12 protein-coding genes are annotated in these 21,438 nt (G+C 63.6%); 9 read left to right on the top strand and 3 right to left on the bottom strand.

What is annotated here, in order from left to right:
* Window positions 1–141 precede the first annotated feature (141 nt).
* Window positions 142–888, bottom strand: a complete 747-nt coding sequence (locus tag K5K93_RS18535) for a hypothetical protein (protein ID WP_222388648.1) — start codon at window positions 886–888, stop codon at window positions 142–144.
* A 282-nt stretch (window positions 889–1,170) separates the two neighbouring features.
* Here K5K93_RS18535 and K5K93_RS18530 point away from each other — a divergent pair, with 282 nt between their 5' ends.
* Genes K5K93_RS18530 through K5K93_RS18520 form a run of 3 tightly spaced genes read left to right on the top strand, consistent with a single transcriptional unit; the run spans window position 1,171 to window position 2,444 of the window.
* Window positions 1,171–1,842 (top strand): dienelactone hydrolase family protein, encoded by a 672-nt coding sequence (locus tag K5K93_RS18530; RefSeq protein WP_222388647.1) that lies wholly within the window; start codon window positions 1,171–1,173, stop codon window positions 1,840–1,842.
* Window positions 1,839–2,261, top strand: coding sequence for an HIT family protein (locus tag K5K93_RS18525; RefSeq protein ID WP_032975033.1), 423 nt, complete (start codon window positions 1,839–1,841; stop codon window positions 2,259–2,261). Before K5K93_RS18530 ends, K5K93_RS18525 begins: the two co-directional genes overlap by 4 nt.
* A gap of 15 nt (window positions 2,262–2,276) precedes the next feature.
* On the top strand, window positions 2,277–2,444 hold the full coding sequence (locus K5K93_RS18520; RefSeq protein ID WP_025876120.1) for a DUF5668 domain-containing protein: 168 nt from the start codon (window positions 2,277–2,279) through the stop codon (window positions 2,442–2,444).
* A 98-nt stretch (window positions 2,445–2,542) separates the two neighbouring features.
* On the opposite strand, the gene dcd is transcribed toward K5K93_RS18520, so the two are convergent.
* Window positions 2,543–3,109: a dCTP deaminase gene (gene dcd / locus K5K93_RS18515; RefSeq protein ID WP_025876117.1), complete on the bottom strand. Its 567-nt coding sequence runs from the start codon at window positions 3,107–3,109 to the stop codon at window positions 2,543–2,545.
* Between the two features lie 77 nt (window positions 3,110–3,186).
* Window positions 3,187–4,041: an iron-sulfur cluster carrier protein ApbC gene (gene apbC, locus K5K93_RS18510; protein WP_025876115.1), complete on the bottom strand. Its 855-nt coding sequence runs from the start codon at window positions 4,039–4,041 to the stop codon at window positions 3,187–3,189.
* A 214-nt stretch (window positions 4,042–4,255) separates the two neighbouring features.
* Here apbC and K5K93_RS18505 point away from each other — a divergent pair, with 214 nt between their 5' ends.
* The 6 genes from K5K93_RS18505 to K5K93_RS18480 all read left to right on the top strand — a co-directional run bounded on the left by K5K93_RS18505 (window position 4,256) and on the right by K5K93_RS18480 (window position 21,230).
* Window positions 4,256–7,051 carry a TonB-dependent receptor gene (locus K5K93_RS18505; RefSeq protein ID WP_222388646.1) on the top strand — a complete coding sequence of 932 codons (2,796 nt, stop codon included), beginning with the start codon at window positions 4,256–4,258 and terminating at the stop codon, window positions 7,049–7,051.
* Between the two features lie 396 nt (window positions 7,052–7,447).
* Window positions 7,448–10,252, top strand: a complete 2,805-nt coding sequence (locus K5K93_RS18500) for a TonB-dependent receptor (RefSeq protein ID WP_222388645.1) — start codon at window positions 7,448–7,450, stop codon at window positions 10,250–10,252.
* A 160-nt stretch (window positions 10,253–10,412) separates the two neighbouring features.
* The gene (locus K5K93_RS18495; protein ID WP_093820704.1) at window positions 10,413–12,446 is read left to right on the top strand and encodes a prolyl oligopeptidase family serine peptidase; all 2,034 of its coding nucleotides are present in this window, start codon (window positions 10,413–10,415) and stop codon (window positions 12,444–12,446) included.
* A 183-nt stretch (window positions 12,447–12,629) separates the two neighbouring features.
* On the top strand, window positions 12,630–15,482 hold the full coding sequence (locus K5K93_RS18490; RefSeq protein ID WP_222388644.1) for a TonB-dependent receptor: 2,853 nt from the start codon (window positions 12,630–12,632) through the stop codon (window positions 15,480–15,482).
* A 463-nt stretch (window positions 15,483–15,945) separates the two neighbouring features.
* Window positions 15,946–18,936 (top strand): TonB-dependent receptor, encoded by a 2,991-nt coding sequence (locus K5K93_RS18485; protein ID WP_222388643.1) that lies wholly within the window; start codon window positions 15,946–15,948, stop codon window positions 18,934–18,936.
* A 188-nt stretch (window positions 18,937–19,124) separates the two neighbouring features.
* Window positions 19,125–21,230: a M13-type metalloendopeptidase gene (locus tag K5K93_RS18480; RefSeq protein WP_080148338.1), complete on the top strand. Its 2,106-nt coding sequence runs from the start codon at window positions 19,125–19,127 to the stop codon at window positions 21,228–21,230.
* Window positions 21,231–21,438: the final 208 nt, after the last annotated feature.

The raw sequence follows: 21,438 nt of genomic DNA, 5'->3' as shown, positions 1-21,438 counted from the left end.
TGGCAGGGGACCTGGGGGCCGGGGCCTGAAGGGGCGCCAGTATACCGGGGTTGGCGGATGGTCTTGGTGGGTGGAACTGAATCGCCCGTCCCCCGGCCCGCCCAGCCCTTGAAATGCCTCCGCCAACTCCCGCAGGACACCTTAAATCACGTCCACGGCCCCGACATCTTTCGAACATACCCTCGGAATACATGCTGACATGGAGGTATTGAGCAGTCCGCGCTGAGTGCCAATACAAACCACCTTGAGCTCGTAGCTGCCAACAAATGGGCCGGTATGATGATCGACAGCAGATGCAGTACAACGACCATTGTCAATCGAGACATTGCCATTGGACTCCCCTGCAATGGAACTTTGATAACGGGCAATTCCTACCGAGTGGAAGTTGACCCCCAAAGGCGCGCTGCCGCTGGGCGCCAAAGCATGCACGTAATAGGCCGCTCGCGGCGCATCCGTTCTCTCCGTCGATTTCTCTAGCTCCGCCTGCTTGTCAGCAGCCCCCACGCATGACCACGCGGCCACAGACTCACCCCCAAGAACCGTATCACCGCGCCTGACTTCAGCGCCGGTTTCCTCACAGGAAGCCTGATGATAGAGCTTGGTAGCCTCGGTTTGATCGTCATACCGATAGACAAGCCCGCCCTTGCCATCTTCAAACAACCGCAACTCGACAACAACCTGACCTCCATCGAAGTCGGTCAGAGCAGCAGTCCTTGTTATCCACTTCTTTCCATCACGTGACGCCAGCTCATGATCCGTATAGGACCTGTCACTCGCGTGCGCTGAAGCAGACGCCAGTGCGAGAGCAGCCATCCAAACTCCTCCAATAATCCGTTTAGTATTCATCAAAATAGTTCCCATCCATGATCCGAAGAAAATATAGAACACCGACCTGAAACAGCCCCTGCGCCTCCCGGCGGCGCCACCGCCCCATAAAGCCAGCCAAAATCATATTCGTTGACCTTTTCCATCCCACCGGATGCTTTAATGAAATCATCGTCAGAGGCAGCCGATTCTGCAGTCAGAAAATCCGGAGCCCACTCAACTGACATGGCGACCATGCGCCCGCCCCTGAACACCCAGCCGCCCGATCCCGCACAGCCGCTGACATCGCGCTAACCCGCCCAGCACCGACAATGCAGGCCTGGCCCCTGCAACGAGGTACCCCCGATGTCCGAATGGATCACCCTGGATACGCATTACGGCCCGGTCCGCGCCTGGCAGGCCCTGCCCGAGGGCAAACCCCGCGGCGCGCTGGTGGTGGTGCAGGAGATCTTCGGCGCCAACCCGCACATCCGCAGTGTCGCTGAGCGATTCGCGGCCGAGGGCTACGCCGTGTTGGCGCCGTCGTTCTTCGACCTGGTCGACGGCCCCGAGGCCGACCCCGATGCCCTGCCCTACAGCCCCGAGGGCGTGAAGGATGGCCTGGAACGGGTCACCGCGCTGGGCATGGAAAAGGCACTGGAAGTGGTCCGCGCCGCGGCAACCCGGCTGGCCCCGCATGGCAAGGTCGGCACGGTCGGCTACTGCTGGGGTGGCAGCGTCGCCCTGCTGTCCGCGCTGCGCCTGGGCCTGCCCTCGGTGAGCTACTACGGCGCACGCAACGTGCAGTTCCTGGACGAGACGCCGAAGGCCCCGGTGATGTTCCACTTCGGCGCGCAGGACAAGAGCATCCCGCCCGAGGCGGTCCAGGCGCACCGTGAGAAGCTGCCGCAGATGGCGACCTACGTGTATCCGGCCGACCATGCCTTCAACCGCGAGGTCGGACATGCGTATGATCCAGACAGCGCCGCCCTGGCGCTGCAACGCACCCTGGACTTCTTCTCGGAGCATCTTGGATGAGCGATTTCGAACTCGATTCACGCCTGGCCACCGATAGCGTGCTGGTGGCCGAAGGCCCGTTGTCGCAAGTGCGACTGATGAACGACGAACGATTCCCCTGGCTGGTCCTGGTGCCGCGTCTGGCCGGGGTGACCGAGTGGATCGAGCTGGACGGCGAGCAGCAGGACAAGCTGCGCACCGAGCTCAACCGCGCCTGCAAGGCCCTGCACGGTTCGGACGGGGTGGAGAAGATCAACATCGGCGCGCTGGGCAACATCGTGCGCCAGCTGCATTTCCACGTGATCGGCCGCCACGACGGCGATCCGGCGTGGCCGGGACCGGTCTGGGGCAGTGGCCCGGCGCACCGCTATGAGCCGGCCGCGCTGGACCAGCATGTCGCCTACTGGAAGGAACGGCTAGGATATCCAGCCCATTCCTGAGCCAGTGCCGACCCGATGCGATTCAATATCGTCGCCGCCATCCTGCTGATCCTGATCGGCCTGTTCATGCTGGCCAGCAACCTGGGCTGGACCAACCTGAACCTGTCGCGCCTGCTGCTGACCTGGTGGCCACTCGGCCTGGTGGCCGTGGGCATCGCGATCCTGTTCGGTCGCGGCAAATAAGGTAGCGCCGGGCCATGCCCGGCGAACGCAGCGCGCGGCCCCACAAACGGAAACGCCGGGCATGGCCCGGCGCTACCGATACCCGCTGAGGCAAGCCGTCAGGTGCGCGGCAGGGTCACGCCGGTCTGGCCTTGGTACTTGCCGCCGCGATCCTTGTACGAGGTCTCGCACACTTCATCGGACTGGAAGAACAGCATCTGCGCCACGCCTTCGTTGGCGTAGATGCGCGCCGGCAGCGGCGTGGTGTTGCTGAATTCCAGGGTCACGTGGCCTTCCCACTCCGGCTCCAGCGGGGTCACGTTGACGATGATGCCGCAGCGCGCATAGGTGCTCTTTCCCAGGCACACCACCAGGGTGTCGCGCGGAATGCGGAAATACTCGACCGTGCGTGCCAGCGCGAAGCTGTTGGGCGGAATGATGCACTCGTCACCGACGATATCGACGAAGCTGCCCGGATCGAAATGCTTGGGGTCCACGATCGTCGAGTTGATGTTGGTGAACACCTTGAACTCGCGCGAGCAGCGCACGTCGTAGCCGTAGCTGGAAGTGCCGTAGCTGACGATGCGCTCACCGTTGGCCTGCTTGACCTGCCCGGCCTCATACGGCTCGATCATGCCGTGCTGTTCGGACATCCGGCGGATCCAACGGTCACTCTTGATGCTCATGCTCTGTCCTGGGTGCGAGGGGGCGCGAGGATTCTAGCAGGGGGCCGGGCGTCGCCGCCGCTGCCCCCAGCGGGCCCTTACAGCAGCGAGGACAGGATCGGGATCGAAGCGCGCGGACGCTTGCCCACTTCCTCGACCAGACGCTGAGCGGCACGGTGGTAGGCCTGGGCCGCCGCCGATTCCGGCTGCGCGGCGGTGATCGGGGTACCGGCATCGCCCTGCTCGCGGATGCCGATCTGCAGCGGCAGCGACCCCAGCAGCGGCACGCCATACTGCGCCGCCATGCGCTCGCCACCACCTTCGCCGAACAGGTGCTCCACATGCCCGCAGTTGCTGCAGGTATGCACCGCCATGTTTTCGACCACGCCCAGCACCGGCACCTCGACCTTCTCGAACATCTTCAGCGCCTTCTTCGCATCCAGCGTAGCGATGTCCTGCGGCGTGGTGACGATCACCGCGCCGGCCAGCGGGATCTTCTGCACCAGGGTCAGCTGGATGTCGCCGGTGCCCGGCGGCAGATCGATCAGCAGGTAGTCCAGGTCGTCCCACAGCGTGTCTTCGAACAGCTGGGTCAACGCCGCCGTCGCGCGCGGTGCGCGCATGATCAGCGGCGTTTCATCCTCGACCAGATAACCGATCGACATGGTGTCCACGCCGAAGGCCCGCATCGGCTCGATGCTCTTGTTGTCCGGGCTTTCCGGGCGACCGGACAGGCCGAGCATCGCCGGCACGCTGGGGCCGTAGATATCGGCATCAAGCACGCCTACGCGCGCCCCCAGCTGCTGCAGTGCGACGGCCAGGTTGACCGCCGTGGTCGACTTGCCCACGCCACCCTTTCCCGAGCCCACCGCGATCACGTTGCGGATGCGCGCATGCGGCGCCAGTCCCTTCTGCACCTGGCTGGCATGCGGACGACGGGAAGAACTGTTCACTGCGGGCTCCGGGTGGATCGACAAGAAGAACCCAACATCATACTAGCTGGACGTACGCTGACTGAAATTCAGGATTGCTACAGATTCGTGCACAGATTGTTAAGTTCATGTTACGTTCGCTGAGCACTGGTTTTGGGCTGCGTTGCTGATCTACGGCACGCACGATGGCGCATGCGCAGTGCCGTACTCGTATTTGCTCTCTGAACGGAACTACATGAAAGACCTTCGCAATTCTGCACGTCGCAACACCCTCGCTGTCGCCTTGATCTCCGCCCTGGTTGCCGCCTCGCCGGCAATGGCCCAGGACAAGGCCACCAATCTGGACAAGATCACCGTCACCGGCTCGCTGATCCCGCAGACCCAGGTCGAGACCCAGACCCCGGTCATGACCATCAGCGCTGAAGCCATCCAGTCGCGCGGCTTCAACAGCGTCGCCGAGGTGCTGCAGCAGTCCTCGCTGACCACCGGCGGCATCCAGGGTGGCCAGACCTCCGCTTCGTTCACCCAGGGCGCTGAAGCCGCTGGCATGTTCGGCCTGAATCCGGGTTACACCAAGTACCTGATCAACGGCCGCCCGATGATGTCCTACCCGGCGCTGTACAACGGCGGCGACGCGTTCAACAACATCAGCGGCATTCCGATCGACATCGTCGAGCGCATCGAAGTCCTGCCGGGTGGCCAGTCCTCCCTGTACGGCTCGGATGCGATCGCCGGCGTGGTCAACATCATCCTGAAGGACCACATGGAAGGCGGTAGCCTGTCCGTGCGTGGCGGCACTTCCACTGAAGGCGGTGGCAGCAGCTTCCGCGTCAGCGGTGCACACGGCTTCTCGGCGCTGGACGACCGCTTCAATGCACTGGTCAACGTGCAGATCGAAAGCAGCAACCCGATCTGGGGCTACCAGCGTGACCTGACCAAGCAGAACAACGCGAACGGCTACACCGCGCAGCTGCCGTCGAACGACTTCGCCGTCATCGACGCCAAGACCAATGCGCTGTACATGATGGACCCGAGCAACTGCGCCAACGTGGCCGGCCAGTTCGACGGCACCACCGTGCTGGCGAACCGCCCGACGGGCCAGTCCTGCGGCTCGGTCTTCGGCGCCGGCTACAAGACCCTGAAGAACGGCAAGGACAGCGGCCAGTTCTACTCGTCGATGACCTTCGACGTGAACGACAACTTCCAGCTGTTCGCCGACGTGCTGTACAGCAAGGAAAAGACCGAATACACCTCGGGCTCGAACTACCTCTGGTGGGGCACCAAGAGCACCATGGGTGGCTTCTATGACCAGGCCTCCGGCAAGCTGGTCAACCTGCAGCGCGCGTTCGCTCCGGAAGACATCGGCGGCGAAGGCTACAAGGGCATCCTGAACAACGACAAGAGCCGTGCCTACCAGATCACCCTGGGCGGCAAGGGTGCGGTCGGCAACTGGGACTACAGCCTGAGCTTCACCCGTGGCGAATACCGCCTGGATGAGAGCAAGTTCCAGCGCTTCGGCAATGCCATCAACAGCTACTTCGCCGACAAGGTGCTGGGCCCGCAGCTGGGCACCAAGGATGGCTTCGGCATCTACAACACCAACTGGGGCGCGTTCTACTCGCCGATCTCGCCGGAAGATTTCGCTGGCTTCACCGGTTACACCACCAACCACAGCCGCACCTGGCAGAACCTGGCACGCGCGCAGGTCACCAACGGCTCGCTGTTCTCGCTGCCGGGCGGTGATGCCGGCCTGGCCGTGGTCGTCGAAGGCGGCAGCGAAGGTTGGGACTACAGCCCCGACCAGCGCCTGCTGGACGGCGACGTGTGGGGCTCGTCGGCTGTTGCCGGCAACGGTCATCGCAGCAACTACGCGGTGACCAGCGAGCTGCGCATGCCGCTGCTGGAGTCGCTGACGGTGACCGCTTCCGGTCGCTATGACGCCTTCAAGATCGCCGACAACACCGTCGACAAGGCCACCTACAGCGTGGGTGTCGAGTTCCGTCCGATCGAAAGCCTGCTGTTCCGCGGCAAGTACGGCACCGCGTTCCGCGCGCCGACCCTGCCGGATGCGTTCCAGGGCCGCAGCGGCTATTACGCCGCCAACTCCACCGACTACTACCGTTGCGGTGAGCTGGGCTACGCGCCGGGCAACACCGACGCCTGCCGCTACGCAGACAGCGTCTCGGTCTACTCCGAGCGTGCCGGCAACCCGGACCTGGAGCCGATCACCGCCGACGTCTGGAACGCGGGCATCGTCTGGGCGCCGATGGCGAACCTGTCGATCTCGGCCGACTACTACAACTGGAAGATCGAGAACGAGGTCGATACGGCCAGCACCGACCAGCTGCTGCTGGCCGAGTACTACTGCCGCAACGGCCTGCCGAACGGTTCCTCGGCCACCTGCCAGAACGTGGCCGACTGGGTCGTGCGCGATTCGGCCGGCAACCTGAGCTCGCTGTACACCCCGAAGATGAACGTGGCCCGCCAGAACCTGCAGGCCGTGACCGTCGGCTTCAAGTACCTGCAGGACATCGGCCGCTTCGGTTCGCTGCAGTTCTCGGGCAACTACACCAACATGCTGAAGCGTGAAGTGCAGGCGCAGCCGGGCGAGGACTTCCAGGACCTGCTGGGCAACCCGAAGTCGATGTGGAACTACGACAGCTACGCCAAGGTCCGTTCCGACGCGTCGGTGGCCTGGTCGCTGGACAAGTGGACCACCACGCTGTACGCGAACTACATCGGCCACACCCCGAACTACCTGGCGGGCCTGAACGGCTACGAGTACACCCATGGTGCGTCGGGCTACAAGGCAGGCAAGTGGGCTTCGTACACCACTTACAACCTGAGCGTGAACTACCGCGTGCAGGATGACCTGACCCTGTCGCTGATGGTCAACAACGTGTTCAACAAGATGCCCGAGCAGCAGGCCCACAGCTACCAGGGCACCTCCGGCACGCCGTTCAACAACTACCTGTACAACGTCTACGGCCGCACCGTGTACGTGCAGGCAAAGTACGACTTCGGCAAGTAATCCCGTCGATTTCCGGGTTTGATTCCGGACCAGGCCCCGCTTCGGCGGGGCCTTTTTTTTGCCCGTTGATTGAGACGCAACAGCCGCGCACGTCCCATAAATTAAATATTCAGAAATGCTTCACGGAGGCGGCAACTAGTTGATCAGCATGCGAAATCTCCGCCCTGCCCAATTTCGTACCGCAGCGCAACATTTTGAAACATTCCCAGACAATCGCGTTTGTGCACTGATTTAAAAGGGATTTCTATCCGATGGGCAGCACACCCGCGTGACGGGACCATTTTGACCGCGTGAACGTCGTGTTACGGTCCGGCTGAATGGATTGCAACTGAACACCTCATGAAGATGTCAGGGAGGACATCAGCCAGACGACATCGCTCATTACGGGGATCCATCATGTCTCGCCATCGCTCCACGCCTTCGCGTCACCCCCTGACCCTTGCCCTGATCGGCACCCTGCTCGCCTCCGGCGCAGCCCACGCGCAGGACACCGGCCCGACCCAGCTTGACCGCGTCACCGTCACCGGTTCACTGATCCCGCAGACGCAGATCGAGAACCACACGCCGGTCCTGACCGTCACCGCCGAGGACATCCAGACCCGCGGCTTCACCAGCGTCGCCGACGTCCTGCAGCAGTCCTCGCTGTCGACCGGCGGCCTGCAGGGCGGGCAGACCTCCGCGTCGTTCACCCAGGGTGCCGAGGCCGCCGGCATGTTCGGGCTCAGCCCCGGCTACACCAAGTACCTGATCAACGGCCGCCCGATGCTCTCGTATCCGGCGCTGTACAACGGCAGCGACAGTTTCAACAACATCAGCGGCATTCCGATCGACATCGTCGAGCGCATCGAGATCCTGCCCGGCGGCCAGTCTTCGCTGTACGGTTCGGATGCGATCGCCGGCGTGGTCAACATCATCCTCAAGGAGCGCATGGATGGCGGTGTGCTCAACGTCCGTGGCGGTGCCTACTCCGAGGGCGGCGGCAACAGCGTACGCGTCAGTGCCGCACGCGGTTTCAACGGTGTCGACGATCGATTCCATGCGCTGGTCAACGTGCAGTATGAAAAAACCAGCCCGATCTGGGGCTATCAGCGTGACCTGACCAAGGTCAACAATCCCGACGGCTACAGCCCCCAGTATGTCTCCAACGACTTCCTGGTGCTGCTGCCGGCCAACAGCAACCGCTACGCGATGATGGACCCGAACCTGTGCGCCAACGTGGCGGGCCAGTTCGACGGCACCACCGTGCTCGGCACCCGGCCGACCGGCCAGGCCTGCGGCTCGGTCTATGGCACCGGCTACAAGACCATCAAGAACGGCAAGGAAAGCGGGCAGATCTACAGCTCGATGACCTTCGATGTGAACGACAACATCCAGTTGTTCGGCGACGCGCTCTACAGTCTGGAAGAAGTGAAATACGCCACCGGCTCCAACTACACCTGGTGGGGCACCTCCTCCGGCTGGGGCCGCTTCTACGATCAGGACAGCGGCCAGTACCTGAACCTGCAGCGCGTGTTCGCGCCGGAGGACATCGGCGCCGGCGGCTATCGCGACATCATGAACACCGATCGCAACAAGGCTTACCAGGTCACGCTCGGCGGCCGCGGCACGGCCGGCAGCTGGGATTACAGTGCGAGCTTCACCCGCGGCGAATACAAGTTGACCGAGCGCAACTTCGTGCGCTGGAACGATCCGATCAACGACTACTTCGAGCAGCGCGTGCTGGGGCCGGTGCTGGGCACCACCAGCACCGGGTACAACATCTACAGCCCGGACTGGGAAGCGTTCTACTCGCCACTGCCGAGCGGTGATTTCCAGAGCTTCACCGGCTACACCTACAGCCAGAGCCGCACCTGGCAGAACCTGCTGCGTGCGCAGGTCACCAATGGTTCGCTGTTCAAGCTGCCCGGCGGCGACGCCGGCTTCGCAGTGGTGGTTGAAGGCGGCAGCGAAGGCTGGGATTACACGCCCGATACCCGCCTGGTGGATGGCAGCGTGTGGGGCACCACCGCGGTTTCCGGCGCCGGCCATCGCAGCAGCTACGCGGTGACCAGCGAACTTCGCATGCCGTTGCTGGAATCACTGACGGTGACCGGCTCCGGCCGCTACGACGCCTTCAAGATCGGTGGCAACACCATCGACAAGGCGACCTACAGCATCGGCCTGGAATTCCGTCCGATCGACAGCCTGCTGTTCCGTGGCAAGTACGGCACCGCGTTCCGCGCGCCCACCCTGTCCGATGCCTTCCAGGGTGTCAGCGGCTACTACGCCAACGGCTCCACCGACTACTACCGTTGCGGCCAGCTGGGCTACGACCCGGCCAACACCACAGGCTGCCCGTATGACAGCGTGTCGGTGTTCGGCACCCAATCCGGCAACCCGGACCTGGAGCCGATCACCGCCGATGTCTGGAACGCCGGCATCGTGTGGGCGCCCATCAACAACCTCTCGCTGTCGGTGGACTACTACAACTGGAAGATCAAGAACGAGGTCAACACCCTCAGCTCCGACCAGCTACTGCTGGCCGAGTACTACTGCCGCAACGGCCAGACCAACAACACCTCTGCCAGCTGCCAGAACGTCAGCGACTGGATCACCCGCGACGCCTCCGGCGTACTCGATGAAATCTATACGCCGAAGATGAACGTGGCCAGCCAGAACCTGCAGGCGCTGACGGCCAGCTTCAAGTACGTACAGGACATCGGCCGCTTCGGTTCGCTGCAGTTCTCCGGCAACTACACCGACATGCTCAAGCGCGAGCTGCAACCGCAGCCGGGCGATGAGTACCTGGACCTGCTGCGCGACCCGTATGCGATGTGGGTGTACGACTCGTACGCCAAGGTGCGCGCCGACGGTTCGATCGGCTGGGCCAAGGACAAGTGGACCACCACCCTGTATGCCAACTACATCGGCAAGACGCCGAACTACATGGCCTACCTGGGCAATGGCTACGACTACGTCCACAGCTCCGGCTACAAGGCCGGCAAGTGGGGTTCGTACACCACCTACAACCTGAGCGTGAACTATCGGGCGATGGACAACCTGACCCTGTCGCTGATGGTCAACAACGTGTTCAACAAGATGCCTGACAACCAGCGGTACAGCTTCGCCGGCACCAGCGGCCAGCCGTACAACAACTACCTGTACAACGCTTATGGCCGTGCCATCTACGTGCAGGCCAAGTACGAGTTCGGCAACAACTGATCCGTCGACGTCGTTTCCTGCAGCAAAAGACCCCGCTCCGGCGGGGTCTCTTCCATCAATGGTACGCATGCGGATGGGCTTCACGCGGAGTTGACGAGAACCCGGGCTTCGTTCATCTTCCGGTCATGTTGCCGTGCCCCGCCACAAGGAACCGCTGATGATGCAACTCCGATATACGCCTGCCCGCCTGGGTGCCGCCGTTTCAATGCTGCTGGGCCTGTGCGTCGGCCAAGCCGCCGCCGCGCCTCTGCCCGCAGAGGATTTCGCCAAGATTCCCGCGCTGCAGTCGGTCACGATGAGTGCCGACGGCAAGCAGCTGGTCGCCATCATTGCCGCCCCCGGCAGCAACAACGCCGACACTGCCCTGGCCAACTGGAACCTGGACAACCTCACCGCCGGGCCGGTGGCCATCACCCCGTCCGGCGATCGGATGAAATTCATCGCCGCCAGCGCGCTCAAGGCCGGGCGCAACCTGGTCATCAGCCGCCAGGAGTGGACCGGCAAGCTGGGCGGCTGCGGTGAAGGCAACAGTACCGGTGCCACCAAGACCTTCCTGACCAAGGCCTACCTGACCGACGCCAGCCAGGCGAAGTTCGACGAGGCCTTTGCCAGCAACACGCGAACGCTGGGCGTCAGTGCCGATACGCTGCGCTGCCTGGAGCTGGCCGGCACCGCTTCGCTGGTGCACCTGCTGCCGCTGGACCCGGACCGGGTCATCATCAACCAGCTCAATGAAGCCACCCTGCAGGCCAACTACTACCGCTTCAACCTGCGCACCGGGCAGACCGAACTGCTGTTCAAGGGCAGCTCGCGCACGACCCCGGGCCTGTTCCACCCACGCACCGGCGAGGTGGTGACCCAGACCCAGATAGAATCCAGCGGGGCCGAGGATTTCGAACAGCGTGTGCTGATCAAGAACAGCGCCGGCCAGTTCGAGGTGCATGCGCCGCTGACCACCAAGCTGAGCGAACGCTTCACGGTGGACGTGGTCGGCATCGACGATGACAGCGGCAAGCTGTACGTGCTGACCGACCAGTTCTCCGATCTGGTACAGGCGCGACTGTATGACCCGGTCAAGAAGGAATTCGACAAGGAGCCTCTGGCGGCCCACCCGACCTTCTCCATCAGCTCGCTGATCCTGGGCACACGCAAGAGCAACTTCAACCAGGTGCTCGGCTTCTACATCGATGGACCACAGCGCCAGGCGATCTATGTCGACCCGCAGATGAAAGGCCTGCAGGAGGGCCTGCAGAAAGCCTATCCGGGCCTGACCGTCTACATCACCGGCTACAACGACGATCTCTCGCGCGTGCTGTTCACCACGGAAAGCAACCGCAACCCGAAGAGCTACTACATCCTGGCCGACCGCAAGGACGTGATGCCGCTGGGCAGCGAACGTCCCTGGGTGGACAGCAAGCAGATCGGCGAACAGCGCTGGGTGACCTACACCGCGCGTGATGGCCAGCAGATCCCGGCGATCCTCGATCTGCCGGCAGGCTGGAAGCAGGGCGACGGCCCACTGCCGGCACTGGTGCATCCGCATGGCGGACCGTGGGCGCGTGACTATACGGGCTGGGACGTGTCCGGCTGGGTGCCCTTCTTCACCTCGCGCGGCTATGCCGTGCTGCGCCCCCAGTACCGTGGCAGCTCCGGGCTGGGCCGCAAGCTGTGGCTGGCCGGCGATGGCCAGTGGGGCCAGAAGATGCAGGATGACAAGGACGACGGTGCCGCTTGGCTGGTGTCGCAGGGCATCGCGGCGAAGGATCGCATCGCGATCTTCGGCTACTCCTATGGTGGCTTCGCGGCGGCAGCAGCCACCGTACGCAGCCCATCGCCGTACCAGTGCGCCATTGCTGGCGCGCCGGTCACCGACCTGGGCCGGCTGGGCACGTCCTGGAGCCAGAACCGCCTGCAACGCATCCTGCAGGGCCGCACCGTCAAGGGCATGGACCCGATGCAGAACACCGCCAAGGCCACCATCCCGCTGCTGACCTTCGTCGGCGACCGCGACGTACGCACGCCGGCGTTCCATGCCCGCAACTTCTATTCCGCCGTGCAGGGCAAGGTTCCGGCCCGGTTTGAGCTGATTCCCGACATGCCGCACAGCATGCCGTGGTACCCGCGCCACTTCCAGACGACCCTCACCCTGATGGCCGACTACCTGGCCAAGGACTGCGGGCCAGGCGGCCTGTAACCCCCAGCAGAGGGGCCGATCAACAACCCCGCCGGCTTAACCGGCGGGGTTTTTTAATGCCCGAATGACTGAATTTTCCCTTAGCAACAACGGGTTACGGGAAATATCCATTCATGTTGCATTTACTTTACGCCACACATACACTCCATTAACCGAAGCATAACAAGTGGGGATCACGACGAAATGCGCAACGCCAACCGCCACATCAAGCCAAGCCGCGTACCACTGACTCTCGCTGTGCTGGCCTGCCTCCAGGTCGCACCGGCACTGGCCCAGGAGACCACCCAGCAGGAAGCAAAGGCGTCAAGCACTTCTTCCTCCACCCAGCGCGCGACCGACCTTGACAAGGTCACCGTCACCGGCTCGTTGATCCGCCGTGCGGACTACGAAACCACCTCGCCGGTGTTCACCATCAACGCCGAGACCAATGCCAAGCAGGGCCAGGTCAACGTCGCCGAGTTCCTGCAGAAGTCGGCCATTGGCTCGGCTGAAACGCAGATCACCCACCAGTTCGGCGGCTTCGTCGTCGACGGCGGCACCGGCGTGCAGACCGTGTCGCTGCGCGGCCTGGGCGCCAACCGTACCCTGGTGCTGCTGGACGGCCAGCGTCCGGGCCCGGCCGGTACCCGTGGTGCCGTGGGCGCCTTCGACCTGAACGTCATTCCGACCGCTATCCTGCAGCGCGCCGAGATCGTGAAGGACGGCTCGTCCTCCATCTACGGCTCCGATGCCGTGGCTGGTGTGGTCAACCTGATCACCAAGAAGAACATCGAGCGTCCGGAACTGACCGTCACCGGCCGCGTGCCGACCGAGGGCGGCGGTGAAGTGTTCTCGGCGTCGCTGGCCAATGGCTGGAACTTCGAGAAGGGCAGCATCATCGCTGCCGTCGAGTGGTATCAGCACAACGAACTGACCCGCGGCGACCGCGACTTCCTCAACTGCAGCAACGACCTGATCAAGGACGCCGACGGCAACCGCATCGACCGCGAAGATCGTTCGCTCAATGCCGGTACACCGCTGGCCAACTGCAACAACATGCTGCACAACGTGGTCGACATCGGCAGCACCCGCTACGTGCCATCGGGTGATGGCACCACTGTCGGCCCGCTGCCGGGCTACCGCCCGCGCAAGACCCAGAACTACACGCGCGGCCAGGCCTTCTACGATGAGCCGGTGAACTTCGCGCGCTGGGGCCAGGGCCACATCATCAACAAGCAGGAGCGGAAGACTGCTTACCTGGCCACCGACTTCGGCTTCGATTCGGTCAACTGGAAGACCCAGTTCCTGTTCAACCGCCGCGAAACGGAGACGTTCTCCTGGCGCCAGTTCTTCCCGTACGCGTACATTCCGGGCACCCAGATCGTTGCCAACCCGGTGATGCTGTTCAAGTCGCAGCAGGATGTCACGGTCGATTACTTCTACGCCGCAACCAAGCTCGATGGCCTGTTCAAGGGCACCGACACCTGGGCGTGGGAAGTCAACGCGAACTTCAGCCACTCCAAGGGCAAGTACGGCAACCTGGCCATCCAGGCCTCCAAGAGCGGCGACCTGGACTACACCGACGCGCCGCCGGCGGTGAACTACTTCGACCCGGACTATCTGAGCGGCCGCAAGGTCGACGAACTGGTCGACAAGCTGGGCGTGTGGGACTGGGGCAAGACCATCTACAAGCAGGCCACGATCAACGCGATCGTCAGCGGCGACCTGTTTGAAATGCCTGCCGGCGCCGTGGGCGTGGCAGCTGGTCTGGAATACCGCTACTACTCGCTGAACGACCAGCCCAGCGAACTGTCCCGTACCGGCGACATCTGGGGTTCGTCTTCGGCTGACGTGACCAAGGGCAATGACAAGGTCAAGGAAGCCTTCGTCGAACTCGACGTGCCGCTGCTGAAGGGCCTGCCTGGCGTCGAGTCGCTGAGCGTCAATGCCTCGGGTCGCGTGTTCAAGTACGACACCGTGTCCGGCTCGGACAACGTCTGGAAGGTCGGCGTGAACTGGCAGATCATCCCGGCACTGCGCCTGCGCGGCTCGATCGGCACCTCCTACCGCGCTCCTGGCCTGTACGAGCTGTATCTGGGCAACCAGACCGGCTTCTTCTCGCAGGCAAACGATCCGTGCGTACGCTGGGGCGAGAGCTCCAACACCAACTACCAGGCCAACTGCGCAGCCGCAGGCATTCCGGCCAACTATGCCGGTGGTGGCAGCAGTGGCACCGTATATGGCCAGGGCGGTGGCAACACGCTGATTCCGGAAACTTCGCGCGCGAAGACCGCCGGCATCGTGTTCACCCCGACCTTCGCCAACCTGAGCGTGGCCATCGATTACTTCGACTATGAGGTGAGCGATGAGATCGCGCAGCTGGGCAGCACCAACGTCCTGCGTGGCTGCTATGGCGGCTCGGTGTTCCCGAACAGCTACTGCGATCTGCTCACCCGCAATCCGGCCAATGCTACCCAGCCGTATGCGGTTACCGAGATCCAGAACAAGTTCATCAACATCAACAAGCAGCGCACCCGTGGTTATGACCTGACCGCGAACTTCGACCACGACTTCTCGTTCGGCAAGTTCTCGGCTGAGACCCAGGTCACCTACACCATCGAAGACACCCAGCAGGTGTTCTCCAGCGCGGCGGCCAGCGGCCTGACCTCGTCGGAACTGCTGGGCGACATCGGCCGTCCGAAGGTGGTGGGGAACCTGGCGCTGAGCCTGACCCGCGGTGACTGGTCGTACAACTGGCTGACCACCTACATCCACAAGACCGAAGACATCGATCTGGATCCGGTGTTCACCTACCAGGGCCGTCCGAACTCCTATCGTGACATCGTGGCTGATTCGCGCATCTACCACACCGCGTCCGTCAGCTACGCGCAGGCCGATTGGGAAATCCTGGTGGGCGTCAGCAACATCTTCAACAAGACCCCGCCGCTGGTTTCCACCGGCGTCGCCGATTCCCGCTACGGTAACGTGCCGGCCTTCGCCACCCAGTACGACTACTACGGCCGCACCCCGTTCGTGCGTCTGAAGTACAAGTTCTGATCCGGCAGTAACAGCAGTACCCGGGAAGGGCGGCGCAAGCCGCCCTTTCCTTTTTGCGGGCCTGCGCCCTCCTAGACTTGATATGTGGCCCGATGGCGGCCTGACTTGGCAGCGTGGAGGACGGGAGTACAACCTCAACGGAGCTGCCTGGCCCCCGGGTACCGCTCGCCCTTGAGGGATGCGCGCGCAGGCACTCAACCGCCAATTTGCGCAAAGTGTCGCTTAACACCCCATTCATGAATTGCAGGAGAAACAAAATTTAAGCATCACAAATGAGACTAAGACACTGTATTTGTTGCAATTTGATGATCGAAATCCCCTTGCACGACATGGAAATGTGACGAACCCATGCTTTTTTCGTTAAATGCATGTTAGGTTCGATGAACGTCAGGAAGACACATGAACAACGACATAACAGACACAGGGAGGTGGTCGATCTCTTTCCACTAGGGGGATTTACCTGATGACGCACCACCGCACGCTCGGTCGCCACCCGCTGACCAACGCCCTGCTCGCCGGCCTGATGATGGCGGCCGCAACCCCGGCCCTGGCCCAGGAAGCCAGCTCCGGCAGCAACCCCATCGACCTGGACCGCGTCAGCGTGACCGGCTCGCGCATCGCGCGTACCGGCTTCGTGACCCCCTCGCCGGTCACCGCCATCACGGCCGAAGAAATCCGTGCCACCGGCGCCAACAACATCGGCGACCTGATGGCGCGCATGCCGGCGCTGAGCCCGACCTATACGCTGGGCAATTCCACCCGCTTCATCGGCACCGCCGGCGTGGGCCTGATGGACCTGCGCGGCATGGGCACCTCGCGTACGCTGGTGCTGGTCAATGGTCGCCGCCATGTCGGCGCGACCTCCGGCTCCTCGGCAGTCGACGTCAACACGATTCCGGTCGAGTGGATCGAGCGCGTTGAAGTCATCACCGGTGGCGCCTCGGCCGTGTACGGTGCCGATGCCGTGGCCGGTGTCGTCAACTTCATCATGAAGAAGTCGTTCGATGGCGCCGAAGTGCGCGGCCAGACCGGCATGGCCAGTGAAGGCGGCTTCAACCGCTCCTTCATCAGTGCCTCGGCCGGCACCGATTTCGCCAACGGCCGCGGCAACGCCGCGATCGCACTGGAGTACAGCAGGCAGGACCGCTTCGTCCGCAGCGACCGCGCGATCGGCAATGAATTCCTGGTGTCGGTGCCGAACCCCAACTACGACCCGACCAAGCCCTCCAACGAAGCCAATCCGCAGACCGTGCTCAGCGGTCCGGGTGGCAACCACTCGATCTCCTTCGGCGGCACCTTCACGCTGGGTGCGTTCTCGCCCACCAACAAGGCGACCTGGGGCAACCGCTACCAGTTCAATCCGGATGGCACCTACCGCCCGCAGCGCTATGACGGGGTGATGCCGAGCACCACCAGCTGCGTCAACTGCGACTTCGCCGACCTCAATTCGGTCGCCGATCTGCAGCCCGGCTTCGACCGCAAGAGCGTCAATGCGGTCGTCAACTTCGACCTGACCGACAACCACCGCCTGTACTTCGAAGGCAAGTACACCGAGACCGTCTCGGACTTCCTGGCCCAGCCGTCGTTCGACCAGACCCTGCGCATCCAGCGCGACAATGCCTACGTTTCGCCGCAGCTGCGCGCGCTGATGGCCGCCAACGGCGCCAGCCAGTTGACCCTGAGCCGCTTCAACGTCGATGCCGGCCAGCGTGGCGAGCACGTGGAGCGCAACACCCAGCGCTTCGTGCTCGGCGTGGAAGGCAACCTGACCGAGAACTGGACCTACGACGTGTACGGCAACTGGGGCCAGAGCGAAGTCAAGCGCTGGAACCTCAACAACCGCATCAACGAGCGTTGGCAGGCAGGCCTGGACACCGTGGTCGATCCGTCCACCGGCCAGATCGTCTGCCGCACCACGCTGAACCCGAACGCCACCAACCCCAACAACGGCAACCGCGTGTACTCGCAGTTCGCCCGCGAAGGCTGCGTGCCGTTCTCGGTGTTCGGCAATGGCGCGGTGACCCAGGCAGCACGCGACTGGATGAACGTCGATTCGTTCAACTATTCGCGCCTGCAGCAGTCGGTGTTCAGCGCCTCGCTGGCCAACGCCTCGCTGTTCAGCCTGCCGGCAGGTGACGTCGGCGTGGCCGGTGGCGTGGAATACCGCCGCGAGAAGAGCCGCGAAATCACCGATCCGCTGGCAGCGCAGGGCCTGACCTTCCTCAACGCGATCCCCAACCGGATGGGCAAGTACGATGTGCGCGAAGCGTTCGTCGAAGCCACCGTGCCGTTGCTGGCCGACATCCCGGGCATCTACAACCTGACCATGGACGCTGCCGGTCGCTGGTCCGACTACAGCAGCATCGGCAAGACCACCACCTGGAAGGTCGGCCTGGACTGGACCATCATTCCGTCCCTGCGTGCCCGTGGCACCCTGTCGCAGGCGGTGCGTGCGCCGAGCATCGGCGAACTGTACAACCCGCAGAGCGAGAACTTCGCCACCGTCAACGATCCCTGCAACTACCTGGCCACCAATTCCAACCGCCCCAATACGGCAGCTGATCCGGCCCTGCGCCAGGCCAACTGCTCGGCGCTGGGCGTGCCGGTGGGCTGGGTCGATACCTACACCGCAACCCGCCCGGGTGTCAGCGGCGGCAACCCGAACCTGAAGCCGGAGCGCGCGCGCAGCTTCACCTATGGCCTGGTCTGGCAGCCTGATTTCCTGCAGGGCTTCGGCATGTCGGTGGACTACTGGTGGATCAGCCTGAAGGATGCAATCGGCGCAGTGACCGCGCAGACCAATGCCACCCGCTGCGTGGATTCTCCGGGAGGCATCAACAACAGCTTCTGCGGCTTCATCGAGCGCGCACCGGTCGGTGGCAAGACCGATGCGGGCGGCCGCACCTTCCCGGAACACTCGATCAGCCGTTGGGTTGCACTGAACGAAAACCTGGCGCGCTCGCGTCGCGTCGGCGTCGATCTGGAAATGGACTACCGCTTCAAGCTCGCCGAGGGCGACACGGTGATCCGCCTGGTAGGTACCCGCCTGCTGCAGTCGCGTGAATGGGCCTTCCAGGACTTCCCGAACGAGTACGACGAGAACGTCACCTGGGTGACCGACCCGCGCTGGCGCGGTTCGCTGCAGACCAAGTACTCGCTGGGTCAGTGGCGCGCGTCGTGGGACCTGAACTACGTGAGCAGCAACCTGCGCGTGCAGCCCAAGAGCTACCAGGCCAATCCGGGCCAGAGCAGCCCGATCCGCAACGGTTCGTACGTCTACCACAACTTCCAGTTCGGCTACCGCTTCCCGGGCGACAAGATCGACGTCTACCTGGGCGTGGACAACGCCTTCGACAAGGATCCGCCGGTGAACTACTTCGGCTCCGACGTCGGTTCGGCGATGTACGACAACATCGGCCGTTACATGTACATGGGCGCTACCTACAAGTTCTGATCGAGCAACACATGTAGTACCCGACAGACCCGGCTTTTGCCGGGTCTGTCTTTTCCGGTGCCGGCAAGGCCCCCTTGCGCCCGGCCATGACCTTCGACACCCTTGCAGTGTGGGCCGGCGGCGTATCGTTCGGCCCACGGCCGTTCCCCCGGCCCTTCCCTGACTCACTCGGCCTGGAGGCCATTCAAGTGACCCGTACTCCCAAGATCGTGCTGCTGACCCTGGCCGTTTCGGCCGCGCTGGTCGGCTGCGGCAAGAACGAAACCCCGGCAAAGGATGCCACCGCCTCCACGCCGGCCGCGGCCGACGCCGCCACCACCTACAAGCTCGACGAGAGCAAGCTGCCGGCCTACAACGCCTTCCAGGCCAGCGATCTGGACAGCAACCTTGACGCCTGCACCGCCTTCGGCGACTACGTCAACGGCAAGTGGCTGGCCGCCAACGAGATTCCGGGCGACCGCACCAGCTGGGGCGCCTTCACCATCCTCGATGAGCGTTCGGTGGCCGTGCAGCATCAGCTGGCCGAGCAGGTCGCGCAGGTCAAGAACCCGGCCGGCATCGAGAAGATCGTCGGCGACCTGTGGGCCACCGGCATGGACGAAGCCAAGGTCAACGCCCAGGGCATCGAGCCGCTGAAGGCCGACCTGGCCGCGATCGACGGCCTGCAGGACAAGGCCGCCATCGCCAACTACCTGCGCACCAGCGCTGCCAAGGGCGAGAACGTGCTGTTCGGCTTCGGCGCCGAAGCCGACTTCAAGAACTCGGCCGTGAACATGGCCTACGCCAGCCAGGGCGGCCTGGGCCTGCCGGACAAGACCTTCTATACCGATGCGTCCAAGGCCGACAAGCTGAAGGCCTACCAGGCCCACGTCGCCAAGGTGCTGGAACTGTCCGGCGTGGCTGCTGCCGATGCCGCAAAGCAGGCTGAAGAAGTCGTCAAGTTCGAGACCCGCCTGGCCAAGGCGTCCAAGTCCAGCGTCGAGCTGTCGCGCGACGTTTCCCTGTACTACCACCCGGTCAGCCTGGCCGAGGCCGATGCGCTGACCCCGAACTTCAGCTGGACCGAGTTCTTCAAGTCGCAGAACGTGGCCGCGCCGGAGAAGTTCTCGCTGGCCATCCCGGCCTTCCACCAGGAAGTGAGCAAGGCGCTGGGCGATACCGATCCGTCGGTGTGGCGCGCCTACCTGCGCTTCCACACCGTGGACGGTGCCTCGCCGTACCTGGCCGATGCGTTCGTGCAGGAGAACTACGAGTTCTACGGCAAGACCCTCAATGGCCAGAAGGAACAGAAGCCGCGCTGGAAGCGCGTGCTGGGCACCATCGAGAGCGATGCCGGCGAAGCCTTCGGCCAGCTGTACGTGAAGGTTGCCTTCTCGCCGGAAGCCAAGGCGAAGATGGAAGAGCTGGTGAAGAACCTGGCCGCCTCGCTGAAGGAACGCATCCAGGGCCTGTCCTGGATGAGCGAAGAGACCAAGGCCAAGGCCATCGCCAAGTGGGAAACCTTCACTCCGAAGATCGGTTACCCGGACAAGTGGCGTGACTGGTCGGGCCTGCAGACCAACCGTGACAGCTACCTGGGCAACGTGCGCGCGGCCACCGCGTTCAACTACCAGTACAACCTGGCCAAGATCGGCAAGCCGGTGGACAAGACCGAGTGGGGCATGACCCCGCAGACGGTCAACGCCTACTACAACCCGCTGCAGAACGAGATCGTGTTCCCGGCCGCCATCCTGCAGCCGCCGTTCTTCGACCCGAAGGCCGACGACGCGCTGAACTACGGCGGTATCGGTGCGGTCATCGGCCACGAAATGACCCACGGTTACGACGACCAGGGCAGCCGCTTCGGGCCGACCGGCAACTTCGAGAACTGGTGGACCGAAGCCGATTCGAAGAACTTCGCTGGCCTGACCGGCAAGCTGGTCAAGCAGTTCGACCAGTACAAGGTCGACGGCCAGGCCGTGAACGGCCATCTGACCCTGGGCGAGAACATCGCCGACCTGGGTGGCCTGGCCACCGCCTACGACGCATTGCAGAAGGCGTCGGCCGGTAAGGAAGACGCGAAGATCGATGGCTTCACCCGCGATCAGCGCTTCTTCTTCAACTGGGCCACCGTGTGGCGCACCAAGTACACCCCGGAGAACGCCAAGGTCCGCCTGGCAACCGACCCGCACGCGCCGGCGCAGTTCCGCGCCGTCGGTGCGCCGTCGAACCTGCCGACCTTCACCGCGGCCTTCCAGTGCAAGCCGGGTACGCCGATGTCGCGCACCGGCGACTCGCAGGTGGTGATCTGGTAAGCCACGGCTGAGGCCACGGCTTGCCTGCAGAGGCCCGGGATTTCCCGGGCCTTTGTTTTTTCGCGCGGTGGCCGCAGCCACGCATGGCGTGGCCATCCCACCCGCCCGGTAGCGCCGGGCCATGCCCGGCGGATGCACCGTGATGCGCGCATCCCCTGCCCATGCCACCCGCCCGGTAGCGCCGGGCCATGTCCGGCGGATGCACCAT

Source organism: Stenotrophomonas sp. DR822 (genome assembly GCF_019793815.1).
Lineage (GTDB): Bacteria > Pseudomonadota > Gammaproteobacteria > Xanthomonadales > Xanthomonadaceae > Stenotrophomonas > Stenotrophomonas indicatrix.
This window is presented reverse-complemented; position numbering and strand designations above follow the sequence as displayed.

Coding starts and splice junctions, on each gene's coding strand:
- K5K93_RS18530 (WP_222388647.1), top strand. CDS start 1,171: ATGTCCGAATGGATCACCCTGGATACGCATTACGGCCCGGTCCGCGCC.
- K5K93_RS18525 (WP_032975033.1), top strand. CDS start 1,839: ATGAGCGATTTCGAACTCGATTCACGCCTGGCCACCGATAGCGTGCTG.
- K5K93_RS18520 (WP_025876120.1), top strand. CDS start 2,277: ATGCGATTCAATATCGTCGCCGCCATCCTGCTGATCCTGATCGGCCTG.
- dcd (WP_025876117.1), bottom strand. CDS start 3,109: ATGAGCATCAAGAGTGACCGTTGGATCCGCCGGATGTCCGAACAGCAC.
- K5K93_RS18505 (WP_222388646.1), top strand. CDS start 4,256: ATGAAAGACCTTCGCAATTCTGCACGTCGCAACACCCTCGCTGTCGCC.
- K5K93_RS18500 (WP_222388645.1), top strand. CDS start 7,448: ATGTCTCGCCATCGCTCCACGCCTTCGCGTCACCCCCTGACCCTTGCC.
- K5K93_RS18495 (WP_093820704.1), top strand. CDS start 10,413: ATGCAACTCCGATATACGCCTGCCCGCCTGGGTGCCGCCGTTTCAATG.
- K5K93_RS18490 (WP_222388644.1), top strand. CDS start 12,630: ATGCGCAACGCCAACCGCCACATCAAGCCAAGCCGCGTACCACTGACT.
- K5K93_RS18485 (WP_222388643.1), top strand. CDS start 15,946: ATGACGCACCACCGCACGCTCGGTCGCCACCCGCTGACCAACGCCCTG.